We start from the raw sequence: 17,083 nt of genomic DNA on the forward strand, positions 1-17,083 counted from the left end.
CTCACGCTGTTGGTCATCATCTTTGCCAAAGTCATCACGGCTCAGTCGTTCGTACAGAGCTGTGATTTTCTCGTTTTTTCTCATAACTTGCGCTCCTTTCTTCGGTTTTAGGTTGTGTGTTCTAAGAGACTTCCCAACCGCTTGATTAAGAAGTCTTTTAGAGCATACAACACCGCTGGCTAACTTATATTTGGCATACTGGCGCACAGCGAAATGCTGGGGGTTGCGCTTGGCGAGGCCGTCAAACATATAGTCCACGGCGTTCTTGAAACTTTCATCATCCTCCCGTACTTCCATGCTGTTTATCATTTCAACCAGCGTATTCATGTTGCGTTCTTCCTCCGGCCCCTCAAAGACGATATAGGCCACAAGGGCACAGTACAGAAGCGTTTCCGCTTTCGTCCAGAACTCGTCCCCCTCTTTACCGTCCCCCTTGGTGTTGGCAATCAGGGCATTGACGAATTTCAGCACATCGCTTTCTGTCTTGATGTAGGCCATCGGGTTATAGTGCATAGACTTGGAAAAATCTATGCTGTTGAACACCTTGACCTTATAGCCCTTCTTTTTTTGCAGGAAGTAACCGCATTGGGCGAGGGTGCCGCCCTTGGGGTCTACCACCACATAGGACGAATGGGCTTGAAGGAGCTGGGGCGTGAGCCAGAACCTCGTCTTGCCCGAGCCGGACGAACCGATGACACAGGCGTTTAAGTTTCTGGCGTTGGCCGGATTTTTGGGACGGGTGTTCATGGTGAGAAATTCCGTCCCGGTCAAGATGATATTGTTTTCAAACTTGGGGTCTACAAACGGCTTTATGTCCGCCTCCGTACCCCATCGGGCGGAGCCGTATTCCATATCCCTGCGAAACTTCCGGGCCTTTTTGATTTTGGACTGTACCACAAAGTACAATATCACGGCTCCGGCCACGCCCACGGCGAGGTCGAAAAGCCCCAGCCCCGGCGCATAGGACTGAAACACCGAGCCGATGGTCTTGACCATGCCGAACAGCTTTTCCCCGAGGTTGGCCCCAGACGCCATACGGTAGGCGGTGCCGCACTTGGAGAAAAACCAAAAGGCTATGAGATACGGGAAATATGGAAGTACATATTTCTTGATTTTCTTGCTTACCGTTCTTCCTTCACCGCCTCTCTGGCCCGTTCCTTCTGCTTGGGCCTTGCCGCAATCTGTTCCACGAACTGCCGGAGCTGGCCGAGGATAGACGGCTTTTCCTGACTGCGGCCCATGACCTTTTCCGTGTATTTGGAGAAGGCCGCTGTGATAGCGTCCGCCTGATCTGCCTTGAAGAACAGCAGATAGTGGCCGGAGCTGGTCTTGTGAAAGGCGTAGTCCACATGGAACTCCTTGGCGATACGGTCAAAGTCCTTGGGGGCTCCCACCAGCGTCATGGCACTTTTGGTGCCGTAGTGGTTCATCAGCTTTTTTACGCTCTGCCTGCCGTGGGGCCGTTTTGCCGCCTCATGGTGCTTTTTCATTTCTGCCAGGACTTTTTTGCAGGCCGCCGCCAGCGCCCGCCCCGAGAGTTTGCCCGCTTTGACGGATATGGCAACTGTCCGTTCTTCTACATATTCCTGCATACTGCCTCCTTTCCTCCGGGCAATTTAGGGAAACCGGGAGGGCCCCGGGGAGCCACCCGGATAATGGAACCTCGGGCCAACTTGGCCCGAGGTCTACCGTTCCTCATGGGAAGGCCCCGTCTTGTCCTTGTGGGGAACAGGCGGAGCCTCCTTGAACTGCTTGATTATCTCCAAGATGGAGCGGGTTTCCTCCTTCTCGTCCCGGGTGTGGACACGGGAAATACGATATTCCTCGGGAATATCGTCCAGCCCGGTATAGTGTTCGATAAATTTGCTCTGATTGTCGAACACATAGCCGCCGGGGGCAAAATGCCCACCTTCGTTGATACGCACATCCCGCCCGTATGCCTCGTAGTCGATGTAGTCGATCAGATGCTCCGGCACCGTGAGAGCTTCAAACTCCAAGATATACATACGGCCCAGTTCTTCCTCGTCCTTCACTCCGGGATAAAACTCGAAGCAGTCAAGGTTTTGGGTCAGGTTGATTAAATCCTTGACGCTGCCTGTGTACTCCCCGGCGTCCATGACTGCTTCCAGCTTTTCCAGCTCGTCCGGGGTCATTTCTTCCAGAAGGTGCGCCAAGAAATTTAACTCGTCAAGGCTTTCGTATTCTCCGAGGTGGTCATACAGCCCCAGCACATCGCTCTGATAATCGGTTATGAAGTATTCCTCATAGCGTTTTCCGTCTATGCCAATCCGGGAGAACAGGGCCTGCACTTCCTCAATGGTAGTGGGAAATTTCAGGTATTCCCCGACTTCAACGCCCCGTTCCGGGTACATCCCCAGATTGGTCACATAGGCTTCAAACATCATGGCGGCCCTGCTGGTTGACGGTCAGGATACCGTCAAGGGTGGTGGCCGTGATATTAAGCCGCTTGGCAACGGCAATATCATTTTTCACATCCTCGTCCACCTCGCCGCCGCAGACCACAAGCACATGGGAGCGGCGCAGCATATCCCGGCGCATATCAATCCCGTTCTTGTGTTCCTCCGGGATAGCGTCGTTGATGAACAGCGGCAGATAGAGAATGGGGCAGATAGGAGAAAAGCCCGCTTCGTATGCCATCCGGCAGTAGCGGGCCGCAAGCTCCATATCCGTGTCGGGGTCGCCGCACCATGCGGCGGTAATGTATGCCAAAGGTCGTTTCAAGGTTTTTCCCTCCGTTCTTACTTATTTAATATGGTCAGGCGAAAGGAGCCCAACCCCTCCGCCCCTTCCCGTGGGAAGGGGGACGGCTCAAAGGAATATATATCCCCGTCGCTTGCCGCCTGAAAGCATCTCCGGGAGAAATCCGTCAAGGGTGCCTTTGGCACCGCCTGCGGCGGCTGTGGCCCTTGACTGATTTTCCCGGCTATGCTACCTGAAAACCCGGCGACGGGGAATATTTAATATCCTTTGAGCTTCGGGGCGCGGGGCAGAGCCCCGCATATCTCCTCGGGCCAACTTGTCCCGAAGTGGGTTTTACTTCTCTGCCTCGGGAGACTTCTTTTCCGGCTTGGCAACTTCCTTCTGCTGGCCCTTCCAGTCGTCCAGAAGTTTGATGATCTGGTCTTTCATTTCCCTCGGGGTGGTTTCCTTCCCGAAGTATTTGCTCAATTCCGCACCTGTCAAAATCACTTTGTCTACCTCCTTCTTATCCTCCATCATAATACCGTCGATCACATCACCATTCAGGACGCCCTTCTGGTCAAGCTCCCTCATGCGCTGGGCCTGCGAGAGAGAAGGGGCCGACTGCTGGCTTTCGATGGCAACGGCGATATACCGCTGGTTCTTGGGTTTGATGTAGGCCAGCTCCACCGCCGGAGTGAATTTGATCTGTCCAGCATCCATCATTTTCTGCAAATCCGGCACAAGGTCATTGAGTTTGATATACCGCTGTACCTGTTTGACGGTCATCTTGTTGCGCTCGGCCACGATCTCATTGGAGCGCCGCCCGGCGTCCTTCGGGTCAAGTTGGCCCGAAGTGGCCTCCCTGGCTCCTTGGTGCTTGATGGCCTCCAACTGCATTTTCAGAGCCTTGGCCCGCTCACTCGGCAGGATATTTTCACGCTGGTTTGTGTTGTCCTCCACCATCTGCGTGATGGCCTGCTCGTCCGTCAGGTTGCGGATGATACAGGGCATATCTGTAAAGCCCGCAAGCTCGCTGGCCTTCTGGCGGCGGTGGCCTGACACAATTTCATAGCCGCCGTCCTCACGAGGCCGGACAATAGCGGGCTGGGTCACGCCCTTGTCCCGGACGCTGGACACCATAGCCTTCATTTCCTCGTCGTTGCGGACTTGGAAAGGGTGGTTCTTGAAGGCATGGAGCTCGGACAGCTTGATATAGACGATCTGCTCGTCCTTGGCCGGACGGGGAGCCTCGGCGGGAGCCGCAGGCGTTTCAGCCTGAACGGGAGCCTTTTCCTCGGGCGCACTCTTGGCGGGCTTGGGCGCCTTGGGGGCTTTCTCTGTCTTGCCGGAGGGAGCGGCCTTTTCCGTTTTTCCCGGCTGTGTAGGTTTCTGTGCCGCCTTATCCTTCTTTCCGAGAGCTTCCTTCTGTGCGGAAGCGGCGGCCTTGTCCTTGTCGGCCTTGGGCGGTCGGCCCCGGCGCTTCGGTGCCTGTTCCTGCTCTTTGGGCTTTTCTTGCTTCGGCCCGTCCTCCTTGGTCGGCGTAGGAGGTGTCCCTTTGTCCGGGGCCTTTGCCTCCTGCTTGGCGGCGGCTTTTTCCGCCGCTTTCTTCTCGGCCATGATTTCAGAGAAGTTAAAGACGGACACGCTGGCCGCCTTCTGCTCCTTGGGAGCGTCAGCGCCTTTCTCCGGCTGGGCGGGTGTCGCCTGCTCGGGAGCCGTGGCCTTATCCAGGGAAACCGCTTCGGGAGCGGGCTGTTTCTGCTTGGGTGCCGGAGTGCCGCCACCCGCCTCGGGCTGTACCGGGGCAGGGCCAGCGTCCGGCCCGGTTGCGTCAGTCACAATTTGCGATTTTTCATCGGCCATTCGCATTACCTCCTTCTTATTTGATGGCATGAAAAAAGGGCCTGACCGTTTCCGGTCAAGCCCCACAGATAGGGATACCTCCTTTCCCTGCCCATGAAAAAACCGCCCTGTGTCTCGGTAGGGCGGTAAATTCAGTAGGTTGGCAGTCCATTTTTAGTTGTTTTTATATGTATCCCTTTGTAAACCGACGCAAAATATGTTTTCTTATCCTGCGGGATGTACTCTTCACAGCTAAAAATCCATGGCCTGGCGGCAGCTTTTCTCGCAGTTTCTTCTTTTTTGTTCTGATCTTTGATGGTAAGCCACACTCCTAAAAGAGTAAGTCCGCCCCCGAGTAGTGCAGAACATAATGGAACTACAATACCGGTTATAACAGATGTACAATTCATTGTTACACCTCCTTCTTTCCGGTCACAACCTCATAAATTAGAGATTTTTTGTAGGAACTTAGGGCTTGTTTGAAAAAAGGCGGAGATTGTGCTAAAGCAACAAAATAGCGATGGAGGCAAGATACACAAAGGCTAGGAAGGAAGCATCCGACTTGTCATATCTGGTGGCGATTCTGCGAAACCACTTGATTTTCTGGAAAAAACACTCCACCAGATGGCGTTCTTTATACAGATGCCAGTCAACCGGCCAGGGATCGGAAACGTTGCTTTGCGGCGGGATCACATAGCTGGCCCCGTGCGCTGAGATATATTCCCGAATCGTCCGGGCACCATAGGCCCGGTCTGCCAGCACGGCANTCTGTCAATGAGTTCTTGCTTTTTGTTTATAGAAAGTTCGACAGCTTCACATTTTCTGTCAAGATACTCTGCAATAGCTTTCTGCTCTGAAATCGGGGGAAACTGCACCATCAGATGCTCAAACGCCTTTCTTGACAGGTTGGCTTGAATTGTTCCTGTAGACAGATGGTTTAGCCGTTCTGCATTCGAGAGCATGAGGTAATACAAATAGTCCGAGTTGGTATTTGAATCTGGAATAATATTGATGAATCTCTGGTTGGAAACAAGCTCTCTGGTTACTATTGCACATTTACCCAAATCGCAACTTGAAGTACACAGAATAGAACCTACAGGATAAATCTTTAGATTCATCTCTTTTACAGTTTCCGTAGATACCCCCAAGCCTTCTTTTGATGCAGAAATATACTTTCCATCATAGTCTTCTATCCTCACCCACGGAATGTCGCCATCCAATTTTTCCGGTCTGTCACGCATAGGAGTGAGCATACGGGTATGAGCTTGTAGTTTCAAAATATCCCAATGCTCCGGTACCGCCCCAATCCACTCCACCCCGCTATCCTTCATGGGCACATCGGGATTCAGCCCTTTTGTGACGGCTTCGGTGATGACGGACAGCTTATAAGCTCTCAGCTTCTCGATCACTTCCTGCTGCCGAGCAATGATGGTGTCAATCTGGCTGCACTTGCGGTCGAGGTAGTCGGCAATGCGGCGCTGCGTTTCTTGATCCGGGCGCAAAATTCGCAAGCGCTTGAGATCTTCATAATTCATTCCCTGCCGCACACCGTCTCCCATTCCATAAAAAACTTTACACAAGTCATATGTGTGAAAAAGATAGTGCATATAGCGTGGAGAATCATTGCTTCGGATTTGAAGGGTCACATATGCCGATGTAATGATTCCCCGTTCTTGACAAAGGCCTGTTCTAAGACTTCTTTTGTCATTCTGTAAATCGGTAAGTCTGAAAACAATGTTTCCTGGTTCAATGATGTTGTATGTTTCAAATGAAGCAGGCAAAAGTCCCTCATTAGATTCAATATTTTTTCGCACAATATTTCCATAGCTGAGTGACAGAAGGTTATTCTCGGTCAGTCCACTATTTTTACATTTGCGTTCAGAAAAAAGGGCCGAAAGAATCGTAATAGTCCATGACTTTGGAATCTCCCCGATCCATTCAATCCCGCTGTCTTTCATCTTCCTCATGCTCCAAACACCTCCGCCAGAGCACCGTCCAACTCCGCTTCAATGGCCAGGATCTCCTGCATGATCTCCGCCGAGGGCTTTGGGGCTTCGTATTTGTAGAAATACCGGGTGAAGGGGATCTCGTAGCCCACCTTGGACTTTTTCTCATCGATCCAGGCGTCCGGCGCAAAGGGCAGCACTTCCCGCTCAAAGTAGGTCGGGATGTCCTCTTTCAGCGGCACATTCTCCGTATCCCGCAGGGCGGTATCCGGCTGGGGCTTACCCTTCTTGAGCACCGGCTGGCCGTTCTCATCCTTCAGCGGGCGCTCCACCGTGATTTTGGTGTAGCCAAAGTCGGCAGTATCAAAAATCTTGCTGATCTCGCTCTCCACAAAGTCGCCGTACAGCCGGGTGATCTCCTGGATGGCACTCTCCGGGATGTCGTTGCGCTTGTTGCCCAAAGCCTTGCGGCGCTTTTCATACAGGCCATTGGCATTGATGAGCTGCACCTTGCCCTCCCGGCGGGTTCCAGCCTTCTTGTTGGACAGCACCCAAATATAGGTGGCAATACCGGTGTTGTAGAAAATATCGTTGGGCAGAGCGATGATGGCCTCCAGCAGGTCATTCTCCAGAATGTACCTGCGAATTTCGGAGGGGCCGCTGCCGGCATCGCCGGTAAAGAGGGGCGAACCGTTGTGGATGATAGCAATGCGGCTGCCGCCGTCCTTGGGCTCCTTCATTTTGGAAATAGCGGTGAGTAGGAACAACATCTGTCCGTCGCTGGCCGCAGGCAGGCCGGGGCCGAACCGTCCGGCAAAGCCCCGCTTGGCCTCGGACTCCACCGCTGCTTTCTCGTTCTTCCACTCCCGGCCGAAGGGCGGATTGGACAGCACATAGTCGAAGGTCTGACTCTCAAACTGATCGTCGGACAGGGTGTTGCCGTCCTTGATGAAGTCGGCATTGTTGCCCTTGATGAGCATGTCCGCCTTGCAGATAGCAAAGGTCTGGTCGTTCAGCTCCTGGCCAAAGGCCATCAACTCGGTGGAGGCGTTCAGTTTGTGCAGGTACTCCTCTGCCACCGACAGCATACCGCCGGTACCGCAGGCCGGGTCATAGATGGTCTTGACCACATTGTTGCCAGACAGAATGTCGTTGTCATCGTAGAACAGGATGTTGACCATCAGCTGGATCACTTCTCTGGGGGTATAGTGCTGCCCGGCGTCCTCATTATGAGACTCAGAGAACCGGCGGATGATCTCCTCAAAGATGTAGCCCATCTCCAGATTGGAAATCACATCCGGATGCAGGTTGGCCTTAGGGGTGGTGAACTCCTTGATGACGATGTAGAGGATGCCCTTATTGGCCATAGTGGTGATCTGGCCGTCAAACTTGAAGTTTTCCAGGATGTCCTGGACATTCTCCGAGAAGCCGTTCAGATAGTCTCGGAAATTTGCCTCGATGTTGTCCGGGTCATCCAGTAGCCGCTCAAAGGTGAACTTGCTGGTGTTATAAAACGCCTTGCCGGAGGCTTTGCGCAGCAGCACATCCCGCATGGGCAGATTTTTCACAGATTCGAACTTCTCCAGCACCGCATCCTTGGTATCAGCCAGAATACAGTCGAAGCGGCGGATCACCGTGAGAGGCAGGATCACCTCACCGTATTCATGGGGCTTATACACACCGGTCAATTTATCTGCAATCGCCCAGATCAGGGCGGCTTTTTCACTTACATTGGTACTTAGGCTCATGATTGTAACCTCCGGGACCTTATTGTCAAAAATCATAAGAATATTATACCGGGATATGGAAGGTCCTGCAATGTAAATCTGTGCGTGATGTTGGTGTATGTATTTTGAAGCCAACAAAAAAGCGATGGCATAATTGGTTCCACACTTTTGTGTGCCGGCTTGGAAGGATCAACAGAACATTATAATAAGGTAGGGCAAGAAGAAGGAGAGTGCCGCGTGCGGCACTCTCCTTCCTTATTATATAAGTGTAAAAGAAAACAGTTGTTATCGTTTCCATTGAATGGTGGCAGTGCCTCCCCAAGAAAACGCCCAATCTGAAGGGTAAATCTGTAAATGATACGCACACTACCCTTTTGTTTACACGAAGAAAAAATTTTTAAATTCCGTGATAGTTTTTTTATGGTGTGCATATAATAATATGTGAGCATTAGAAGGTGCCGAAGAATTATCCTCCTTCAGACGATATGTGCAAATAATTTTTAGAGGATGTGCATATAATATAATAGAGGCTTTTAAGGAAGGGAGGAAAAGCGCAAAAAAGTGAATCTCATTTGCAATTTTGTCGAATAATTTTTTATAGATTTGCATATAATAATATATCAACGAAGAAAGGAGCAAACAATATGAACAATAACCCTCTGTCTTACAATCCCCAGGCCCCACTCCCTGGCCGTTATGTGGCAACTATCATGATGACATATCGTGATGATAGGGGTATCTACATCATCTATGACATTGCCACGGGTGAACACGCCGGGTGGGCCACAGTTACTTACATTAATACTGGTAGCTATCTCCTGCAGCAGCGTATCGACATCGCCCGTGGCCGCCAGGTGCAGGAGTGCCTGTGCCATGCTGCTGGTGCTAGATCTGTCAACGACTTAGCCGGCAAGCAAGTAGTGATCGATCTGCGATATGATGATCGACAGCCAGGCAATCCGGACAAGCATCACTATCATATCTACCGCACCTACCCAGTTACCACCGACCAGATCCATCCCGATAATACCCGAGTGGGAACCGAGCGATGGTCATCTGGATCTGCCGATGTGATCCGGGCTGCCATGATTGCGTACCGTTCTGGCCTACCAGTGCTGTTAGCGGACAAGCAGGAGCGCCGGTCTCCTATGGTTGATTGGTGTGCCGAGCATAATATCGCTGTCTTACCGGTGTCTTTTCCAGCCGGTGACTATACCATCCCATCAAGCAGCAGTATCGTCGATCGGAAGCAGGACATCAACGAATTATATAACAACTTTGCGGCCTCCGCCAACATGGCCTCCTACCATACAGCGGCGGCAATTGCAGGAGCAATGAGTAAACGCCTGATCTATGTAGTCGGGACAACGCCCGAGGATCGGGTGCAGTGTATCGATGATCTGGCAACCTGGCACGGCACTATTCCTGGCGTCGGCTCAGTGGACGGCAAGGCTATGCACCGGCATGTGGCTGCTTACCGGCAGATGTACCCTCACACTGCTTTTGTGTTTGTTGACAAAAATCAACAATGTGAAAAAATCTGGGAAATTCTGAACGAGAGGAGCGCTTAATATGAACATTAATGAAAAGAAGGCCTTGCTCGATCTGTATGTCCTGCAGCGTGCTCGGGCATCTACCTCGGATGCCGTGGCCATGCTTACCCCTGATCAGATGGCTCGGGTAGAGGAAAGCATCAGAACCGCCAGCCCCAACATGACCACCCTGGAACGAGCTGCCCTGCAGGGTAAGCTGGACGGTATGACCGTGGAGGCCATCGCCGAGCAGCTGGGTCGTGGTCGGGGGTATGTATACCAGGCAATCACTTCGGCGATCAAACAGATTCATCTGTAAGCACAAAGAATAAAGGAATCTTTACTAAGGAGGAAAATACTATGGCTAATAATAACACTACCACTAACATTGGCATCGGCGCTTTTCGACCCCAGACTCGTCCCGGTCGCCATCTCGTCGATCTTACCAACATCCCCGCTGAAAAGCGTGAGGGGTACGCTAATCAGGTGATCCACGACCTGGTTGAGCAGCATAAACTGGACAGGCCTGTTTGGTTTACAGTCATCACCGAGGACGCAAACGGCAAAAAGCAGTACAAAGTGCCTGCGGGTTTTGAGTTTGAGCGCACTGGTCTCCCCGTGCCTGGCTTTCGTGGCATTAATCCATATCATTTAAAAAAGTATCCCTGGGATGATTACGGCCTGGCTCAACTTTTTTACGATGTTGTGCTTCAGGGCAAGATTTTGTATAACCAGGAATCCGGAGTCACCTATTATTACGACGGTACCAAATGGGTACCTGACGACCAGGCTAGCACCCATTTTATGGCTTGTCTCCGGGCGTTCAAAAACCTTTTGTCGGACGCCATGCAGTACATCGATAACGAAAAATTTAGGGAGTCGTTCAAAAAAAGCCGCTACAATCGAGCCATCAGTGAGGGCGGTGGAAGGGTCCTTTTGAAGCTGGTCAAAACTCTCTGTGGTGTCAAGCAGTCTGATTTTGATGCAGATCCTTATAAGATTAATCTGCTGAACGGTGTCTATGACTTCCGCCTCCAGAGCTTCCAGCCCGGTCACCGCCCCGAAGACATGATGACCTGTGTAGCCGGCGTTGAGTACGATCCTGAGGCCCACTGCCCTCGTTTCAAACAGTTTTTGAATGAGATCTTTGAGGGAGATAAGAGCAAGATCGGCTTCCTGCTGCGCTGGTTGGCTTATTCGATGACTGGCTGCACCCATGAGGAAAATTTTGTCATGTGCTGGGGACCCAAAAGCCGCAATGGTAAAGGTACACTTGCTACTATCATGCGTGCCATCCTCGGCGACTACGGCACCGAGAGCAACCAAAATCTGATCCGCAAAGGTCACAATAGCGGAGGCAACAATGAGCTCTTGGCTATGCTGATTGGCAAGCGGAGCGTCTCCATCCCGGAAATCGAAAATGGAATGGAAGTAGACACCTCACTCGTTAAATCAATTACAGGTGAAGACGTTATTAATGTCGCTCGCAAATATGAGCATGCCGTTAGTATCCGTATGTGCGCCAAATTGACCATCTATCAAAACACCCGCCCCCGCATGAGGGACCACACCATTTTTACCTCTAATCGTATTTTGATTCTTGTATTCCCACATCACTTTGCTGAAAACGAACAGGACAAGCATTTGAAGCAGCAGCTCACCCAGCCTGAAGCCCTGTCTGGCATCCTGAACATGCTCCTGGCTGGATATAGCGACTATCTTGCCCACGGTTTGGCTATCCCCGATGTGGTGCGGCAGGACACCGCCGATTATCAGTCGATCGATGATGATCTTGGTGGCTTTATCGATGAGGTTTTGAATAAGACGGAAAATAAGAATGATGTGGTTACCAGTGGTGAAGCCTACGACGTCTATCATGATTGGTGTGACAGGGTTGGTATGAGCCCCCTGAGCCGCAACAACTTTTTGTCCCGGATGGATGACCGGGGAATGTGGAGTCGTCATGCCACTCGTGGCCGCCGCTGCCTGATTGGATACACGATCAAACAAGATGACGATTTTCCTTATCCGGATCCAGAGTTCAGCAATCAGGATAATACCATCAGTTACACCCAGGCCACTATCGTTGGCATGGACCATGCATCTTGAGACCCCTGTACTTATGACCCACAACGATTTTGAGACCTACCGCCTGGCCAAGCGCCGCACCTGGCGTTTGGCCCAGGCCATCCAGATGGGTGACAACTCTTCCCGCTTCTGGAGAACAAGTAAAATCGGAAATATATTACAGTTAAGGGATCTCATTAATAATTAAAGGAGGATACTTATGAACAATTTCATGTGTTTCAGCGTAGGAGAGCAGATTACGTCTCCCTCTGTGGATTCTGTACGGTTTGATTTGACATCCAGCGGTGCTGAGCTGGTCTTACAGCTGGGGAAGCCCACTGCAAAAGAAAAGAACGATTTTAAGAACGGCGTTCCCCAGTTCGCATTAAAAGTGGTGAATGATATTATTTTTATTCTGAGCCGATTTGGAACAGGCCCCTGGATGGACGCACCATACTACCGGTATCGCAGTAAACCATATGAGTTATCTATGCCAACCAGCCCCAATGAGGGTATCAATATGCATGCTATGCTGGTCGATGCAAGAACTGGCGTATTGGTGGCACAGAGGTTTATCGGACTGGAGCATGATTTATCGGTAAAGTTGATGGAAGCTGTGGCATCACAGCCGCAGATTCCAGACTATGATAAGAGATTAAAGCAAGTTTTTAACACTATGTCTACGCTGCAGCTCCTGGAGTTGCCAGACGATAATCAGGTAGACCTGTAAGACGCAGTTACTCTCAAAGAGACACTGGTAGGTCATATTAGACATACCAGTGTCCTTTTTTTAAGAAAATATATGGCAATTGACTCGTTACAACTCGACACAAAACATAAGACAATATACTTAACTACGAAAGGAATCTTAGTCTCCATGAAGTACAACAATCAAAAGAAAACAGTCGATGGGATCACATTTGACTCCATTTTAGAGGCCCGTCGTTATATCATTTTGAAGGCTCGCCTGGAAGCCGGCACGATCAGTGATTTGCGTCTCCAGCCCCACTACACCATCATGGAGGGATATAAGGATCTCTCCGGCACCTACATCCGCCCCGTACAATACATCGCAGATTTTTCATATATTATTAATGAAGATGGAAGGAGGATCGTGGAGGACGCCAAAGGAGTGCGGACCGAGGCGTACGCCATTAAACGCAAACTGGTCCGGGATCGTTTTGGGGTTGATGTCGTAGAGATTACGGCCAAAAATGTGGCGCAGTAACAGGAGATGGCTCAGTTACTGCTCTTTTTGCTCAGCGCAAGGAGCTGAAAATATTCTAGCAGCGCAGTTCTTTTTGCCGGCTTTTTTGGAGTTCGTCGAAGTAAACAAATTTATGGCATAAAAAAGACCGCCGAGAACAAGTCTCGGCGGTCGGTTGTGTTTAGGGTTTAGGCGGGATAGCGAGTGGTTACGAAAAAGTCGTTAGCCTCCAAAAAGTCTCTTGTGATCTCTCGACCCCAGTGAACCCTACCGGCATAGTTGCCCTCGGCTACAATAATGGAGTCACCTTTCTTTTCAAGGACAATAACCTCATGTCCGCCAGAAGAATTATCATAACGGACAATGTCGCCCACACGAATGTCATCAAAGACCTCGTGAGATCTGGACTTAAACTTCGTGCCATTTACCCAATCCGTGGGTCCAAAAGCGGCATCCTGACACATCAGTGTAAAGGCTGCACAGCCTCGACTGATGGTGTAGTGCAACTCTCCAGTGGAGAGCAGGCCAGGAATCTTGTAGACATTGTCGTTAGTCCATGTCATGCCCTCAGGGTAGTCAGCCTTGAGGGCGATAATAGCGTTGTAGACCTCATCCTCGGTAGGCACATCAGAGGGAGTAGCGGGCTTAGTGGGCTTAGTGGGCTCACTAGGCTGCTCAGGCTCGGTAGGCTTAGTGGGCTCGGTAGGCTGCTCGGGCGCATCGGGGATCTTACCACCGTTGTCAACCAGGTCAGCCATACGGCCAAGTACCACAGCGGCCTGGGCACGGTTCATCAGGCCATCGCCGTTGAACGTACCAGCCTTGTCCACTCCACCGATAATGCCCATAGCGTAGCAGCGCACAACCGCAGTATAGGCACTGGACGTAACGGGAATCTTATCCAGGTCCGGAATGGTATCGGCAACCGCATAGAACGTATCCTGTGGAACCTCAACCCCCATTTGATCCATGACTTCAGTTACAACGCAGGCCATCTCGGTACGGGTCATAGGACGCTCGGCAACAGCTGCGTCGATATCAGCCGCAAAGTAGGCATCGAACATGTTGTCCACACCCACCTGCATGTAGGGGCCATACCACTTGTCGCTGTACCACTTGCCGGCATCCGCCTTGTCAGGGATCTGATCGCCGTAGAATGCACGGGCCACCATCGTGTACCACTGAGCGCCAGTCACCTGGCCGTCGGGATTGAACTTCCCGCCGCCAACGCCAGCTACCCAGTCTTCGTCTGCTGCACGCTCCACATACTGATAGGCCCAGTGGCTCTGGGAGACGTCAAGAAAAGAGGGGCCGGCGGCAAAGGCCGGTACAGACAGGGACATGATCACAGTTAGCGATAGTAATAGCGATAGCAGTTTCTTCATTTTCCTTTTCCTCCTCCAGCGGATTAATGTGGCTACAGTATAGCACAAAGTTGGTGTATAGTACATATTAATTTGCGGTTAACACCCATGTAAAATTAAAAGTAACCCCGGGATAATAGTACCAAGTACATATTATCAGGGGGGATTACACCATGCCGAGATCGACACCAACCAACGAGTCCACTGCAATCGGAGTCCGAGTGCAGCAGGAGCGCACCCGTATGGGATTGACCCGAGAACAGCTGGCCGAAATGATGGATATGTCGGTATGGTATATTACGGACATCGAGCGTGGACGCTCCGGCCTGTCTGTCCCTGGACTAATCCAGCTCTGCGAGATTTTTGGGTGCTCGGCTGATTATCTGCTATTTGGCCGGCTGGATTCTGTCAGCATGGCCGCCCGGGTGGACCAGTTACCGCCCGAGCTGAAGAAGCTGGTAGACGATATGCTGGCCAAGCAGATAGAGATCATCGAGGCGGCAAGGGCTCTGGAGAAAGAGTAAGACTAACCAAAGCCGACACAGCAAATGGTGCGGGGCAAGGAATCATATGATTGGGCAAAAATATTTGGCACCCTGAAAAAATCTGCATATGATAAGATAGCCATAGTTGAGGATATCTATCCTATCTCCTTTTTGTGATTCCCAATTCCCCCTGCTGAACCCCCGGAGCGAGAAAGTCGCCCGGGGGATTTTTTTGTACCCATGTTTAGGGCTATGTTTAGCCCATTGTTTTATGCTGTGTTATATCTTTGGTTTTACCTGATGTTTCACCCCTTGTTTTGTGCTGTGTTATACCCACCACAACAATATGGGATTATATAGCTCCAGGTCGTTTAAAGCTCCCCAAATCCCGAACTATCCGTCTTTCTTGCCTTGATTTTTAAATCCCCAATATTGTATAGAGGTGGGCAAAAAACGGATATCAAACATACAAGATACGGTCTATTTTCCCTCCATTCACCCCTTTTTTCTCTTCCCCAAAAGCGTGCAGATGAAAAAATGTACATCGTCACATATCCAGATCCCGAACGTGGGGGCGGAAGAGCAGGGCCAGAGCCGGTACCAGGTCAGGAGGATTGTCGTAATCGATATCATGATCCCGAGTCTTATCATCCTCGTACCACTTGTCAATCACATACCGCCACCAGGACTGCCCATCGTCTACAGTTAGTGTTCCCCGGATTACATTGTCCGGGATCAGAAAGATGGGGTAACGGTTGTCGGCGTATTCCATGGCTCGCATGTCATTAATGGAGATGATCCGAAACGCTCTGAAGCACTGACCATACTCGGTCTCGCCATGCACGATCTCTATAGTGCAGCTTCCAATCCGGATATTCAATTCGTCGTAATTAATCTCGGTATCTATAAGCTCTCGGCGCTCAACCTCCCGGATGTAGACCTCCGGGGGATAGGGGTACTCCTCAGGTTGCCGCTCCACCGTCGTCAGGATCATAGCCGGTGGAAGGATACGATAGATGATGTCTCGCTCGGTCATATGGGCTCGCCCCCTCTGACGGCTTTCAGGCCCATAACCTGGGTGACCCAGTGTAGGTGCAGCGCCGCTACAATATCCGGCGGATCATTGCGAGTCGAGTCCTCAGTGGCCTCAAAGATGTCTTTATACCAGCGGTCGACTATATAACGGTACCGGCCAGCAATGGTATCTACGATCACACAGCCCATTAAGCTGGTGGCCGGAGGAACCAGCGGAGGAATGGGGACAGGGCCGATTTCAGCGGACAAGCCCTCAATTTTTGAAATGTGGTATGCCCGAATATAAGCGTCATCCTCCGTGGTAGCCCAAAGAGTATCAAGGTCACAAGAATCGATGGAGATGTTAGCTCCAAGGACAATGGAGCGGATATCATATATTTTATGGCTTTTAAATTCCAAATCATGAATCTGAATCTCTTCTCGTTCCCCTTGTTCCCCCCGGTAAAGGGTGGTGCGGAGAGCTGCAGGCGGGATCAGATGGGCCCGATAGGTCTCAATCATTTCTCTTGCCTCCTTTGCTGATCATTAATGAGATGAATGTACTTATAGGCTGTGGGACGGCTGACGCTGGCCAACCGAGCCAATTCGGTGAGAGAGAGGTGACCGCCCTGAAATAGAGTATGGTAGCGTAGAAATTGATCAGGAATCCGGTCAAATGTGGTTGCCGGTCGGCCAATCTGCTTGCCCTTGGCTTTGGCATTGGCCATGCCGGATTTGACTCTCTGCCGAATCATGGAGAGCTCCAATTGAGAAAAGACACCGGCAATTTGCAAAAATGCCTCCGTCATAGGATCAGGTGTATCCATCCGGCAATCCATGGTGATGGAGCCTAAGATGACCAAACGCAGATGCTTATCTCGGATGCAATCGATGATGGTGCACAATTGCTTAACTGATCTGGCCAAACGGGAGACTTCTGAAACAATGATGCTATCGCCAGAATTAGCAGCTTCCAGCATGGCCCCCTGCTGATTTTTAATGGCAGCGTCGCCATGCTCATACTCCAGCCAAATCCGTGTGGCACCTGCGGCCTTCAGCTCCCGGACCTGACGATCAATGTCCTGTTTGCTGTCGGAGGTGCTGCATCGAGCGTAGCCATGTATGGTCGCAAAAGTTTCATTATTCTCTGAAATAGGAGTAGATTTGACTTGATTTTCAAAGTGTTTCCCCATGTC

At 51.0% G+C, this 17,083-nt stretch carries 19 protein-coding genes; 6 read left to right on the forward strand and 13 right to left on the reverse strand.

The features are described from left to right. The 9 genes from E0E29_RS15715 to E0E29_RS15755 form a co-directional block, all read right to left on the reverse strand. Positions 1–1,113, reverse strand: a 1,113-nt coding sequence (locus E0E29_RS15715) for a type IV secretory system conjugative DNA transfer family protein (RefSeq protein WP_130850909.1), incomplete at its 3' end; no start/stop codon positions are given. Positions 1,114–1,121: 8 nt separating this feature from the next. Beyond that, positions 1,122–1,592: a PcfB family protein gene (locus E0E29_RS15720; protein ID WP_130850603.1), complete on the reverse strand. Its 471-nt coding sequence runs from the start codon at positions 1,590–1,592 to the stop codon at positions 1,122–1,124. A gap of 93 nt (positions 1,593–1,685) precedes the next feature. Further along, on the reverse strand, positions 1,686–2,402 hold the full coding sequence (locus E0E29_RS15725) for an antirestriction protein ArdA (RefSeq protein WP_130850910.1): 717 nt from the start codon (positions 2,400–2,402) through the stop codon (positions 1,686–1,688). Continuing rightward, a complete protein-coding gene (locus E0E29_RS15730) occupies positions 2,395–2,742 on the reverse strand; it encodes a DUF7768 domain-containing protein (protein WP_118572189.1) in 348 nt (115 codons plus the stop codon). The genes E0E29_RS15725 and E0E29_RS15730 overlap by 8 nt, the downstream gene beginning before the upstream one ends. Before the next feature lie 312 nt (positions 2,743–3,054). Beyond that, a complete protein-coding gene (locus tag E0E29_RS15735; protein WP_423202450.1) occupies positions 3,055–4,572 on the reverse strand; it encodes a ParB/RepB/Spo0J family partition protein in 1,518 nt (505 codons plus the stop codon). Positions 4,573–4,697: 125 nt separating this feature from the next. Beyond that, positions 4,698–4,955: a hypothetical protein gene (locus tag E0E29_RS15740; RefSeq protein ID WP_130850605.1), complete on the reverse strand. Its 258-nt coding sequence runs from the start codon at positions 4,953–4,955 to the stop codon at positions 4,698–4,700. A 91-nt stretch (positions 4,956–5,046) separates the two neighbouring features. Next, on the reverse strand, positions 5,047–5,238 hold the full coding sequence (locus E0E29_RS19150; RefSeq protein ID WP_423202451.1) for a hypothetical protein: 192 nt from the start codon (positions 5,236–5,238) through the stop codon (positions 5,047–5,049). Continuing rightward, a complete protein-coding gene (locus E0E29_RS15750) occupies positions 5,235–6,512 on the reverse strand; it encodes a restriction endonuclease subunit S (RefSeq protein ID WP_130850607.1) in 1,278 nt (425 codons plus the stop codon). The genes E0E29_RS19150 and E0E29_RS15750 overlap by 4 nt, the downstream gene beginning before the upstream one ends. Further along, a complete protein-coding gene (locus tag E0E29_RS15755) occupies positions 6,509–8,239 on the reverse strand; it encodes a type I restriction-modification system subunit M (protein WP_130850608.1) in 1,731 nt (576 codons plus the stop codon). Before E0E29_RS15755 ends, E0E29_RS15750 begins: the two co-directional genes overlap by 4 nt. A gap of 623 nt (positions 8,240–8,862) precedes the next feature. Between E0E29_RS15755 and E0E29_RS15760 the strand changes: the two genes are divergently transcribed. The 5 genes from E0E29_RS15760 to E0E29_RS15780 all read left to right on the forward strand — a co-directional run bounded on the left by E0E29_RS15760 (position 8,863) and on the right by E0E29_RS15780 (position 13,045). Further along, a complete protein-coding gene (locus E0E29_RS15760) occupies positions 8,863–9,789 on the forward strand; it encodes a PDDEXK family nuclease (protein ID WP_130850609.1) in 927 nt (308 codons plus the stop codon). A 1-nt stretch (position 9,790) separates the two neighbouring features. Then, positions 9,791–10,069, forward strand: coding sequence for a hypothetical protein (locus E0E29_RS15765; protein ID WP_130850610.1), 279 nt, complete (start codon positions 9,791–9,793; stop codon positions 10,067–10,069). Between the two features lie 41 nt (positions 10,070–10,110). Further along, positions 10,111–11,859, forward strand: coding sequence for a DNA primase family protein (locus E0E29_RS15770; protein WP_130850611.1), 1,749 nt, complete (start codon positions 10,111–10,113; stop codon positions 11,857–11,859). 178 nt (positions 11,860–12,037) lie between these two features. Then, positions 12,038–12,547: a hypothetical protein gene (locus tag E0E29_RS15775; RefSeq protein ID WP_130850612.1), complete on the forward strand. Its 510-nt coding sequence runs from the start codon at positions 12,038–12,040 to the stop codon at positions 12,545–12,547. Positions 12,548–12,694: 147 nt separating this feature from the next. Then, a complete protein-coding gene (locus E0E29_RS15780; protein ID WP_165449930.1) occupies positions 12,695–13,045 on the forward strand; it encodes a DUF1064 domain-containing protein in 351 nt (116 codons plus the stop codon). 167 nt (positions 13,046–13,212) lie between these two features. Here the strand turns inward: E0E29_RS15780 and E0E29_RS15785 are convergent, their stop codons facing one another. Beyond that, entirely contained in the window at positions 13,213–14,409 is a 1,197-nt protein-coding gene (locus E0E29_RS15785; protein ID WP_165449931.1) for an S-layer homology domain-containing protein, read from the reverse strand. A 152-nt stretch (positions 14,410–14,561) separates the two neighbouring features. Between E0E29_RS15785 and E0E29_RS15790 the strand changes: the two genes are divergently transcribed. Further along, complete coding sequence (locus E0E29_RS15790; RefSeq protein ID WP_130850615.1) at positions 14,562–14,912, forward strand: helix-turn-helix domain-containing protein; 351 nt, start codon at positions 14,562–14,564, stop codon at positions 14,910–14,912. 508 nt (positions 14,913–15,420) lie between these two features. On the opposite strand, the gene E0E29_RS15795 is transcribed toward E0E29_RS15790, so the two are convergent. Genes E0E29_RS15795 through E0E29_RS15805 form a run of 3 tightly spaced genes read right to left on the reverse strand, consistent with a single transcriptional unit; the run spans position 15,421 to position 17,080 of the window. Then, positions 15,421–15,909, reverse strand: coding sequence for a hypothetical protein (locus E0E29_RS15795; RefSeq protein ID WP_130850616.1), 489 nt, complete (start codon positions 15,907–15,909; stop codon positions 15,421–15,423). Then, positions 15,906–16,409: a hypothetical protein gene (locus E0E29_RS15800; protein ID WP_130850617.1), complete on the reverse strand. Its 504-nt coding sequence runs from the start codon at positions 16,407–16,409 to the stop codon at positions 15,906–15,908. The genes E0E29_RS15795 and E0E29_RS15800 overlap by 4 nt, the downstream gene beginning before the upstream one ends. Next, positions 16,406–17,080: a recombinase family protein gene (locus E0E29_RS15805; protein ID WP_130850618.1), complete on the reverse strand. Its 675-nt coding sequence runs from the start codon at positions 17,078–17,080 to the stop codon at positions 16,406–16,408. The genes E0E29_RS15800 and E0E29_RS15805 overlap by 4 nt, the downstream gene beginning before the upstream one ends. Between the last annotated feature and the right edge of the window lie 3 nt (positions 17,081–17,083).

This window comes from Intestinimonas timonensis (assembly GCF_900626145.1).
GTDB lineage: Bacteria > Bacillota > Clostridia > Oscillospirales > Oscillospiraceae > Intestinimonas > Intestinimonas aquisgranensis.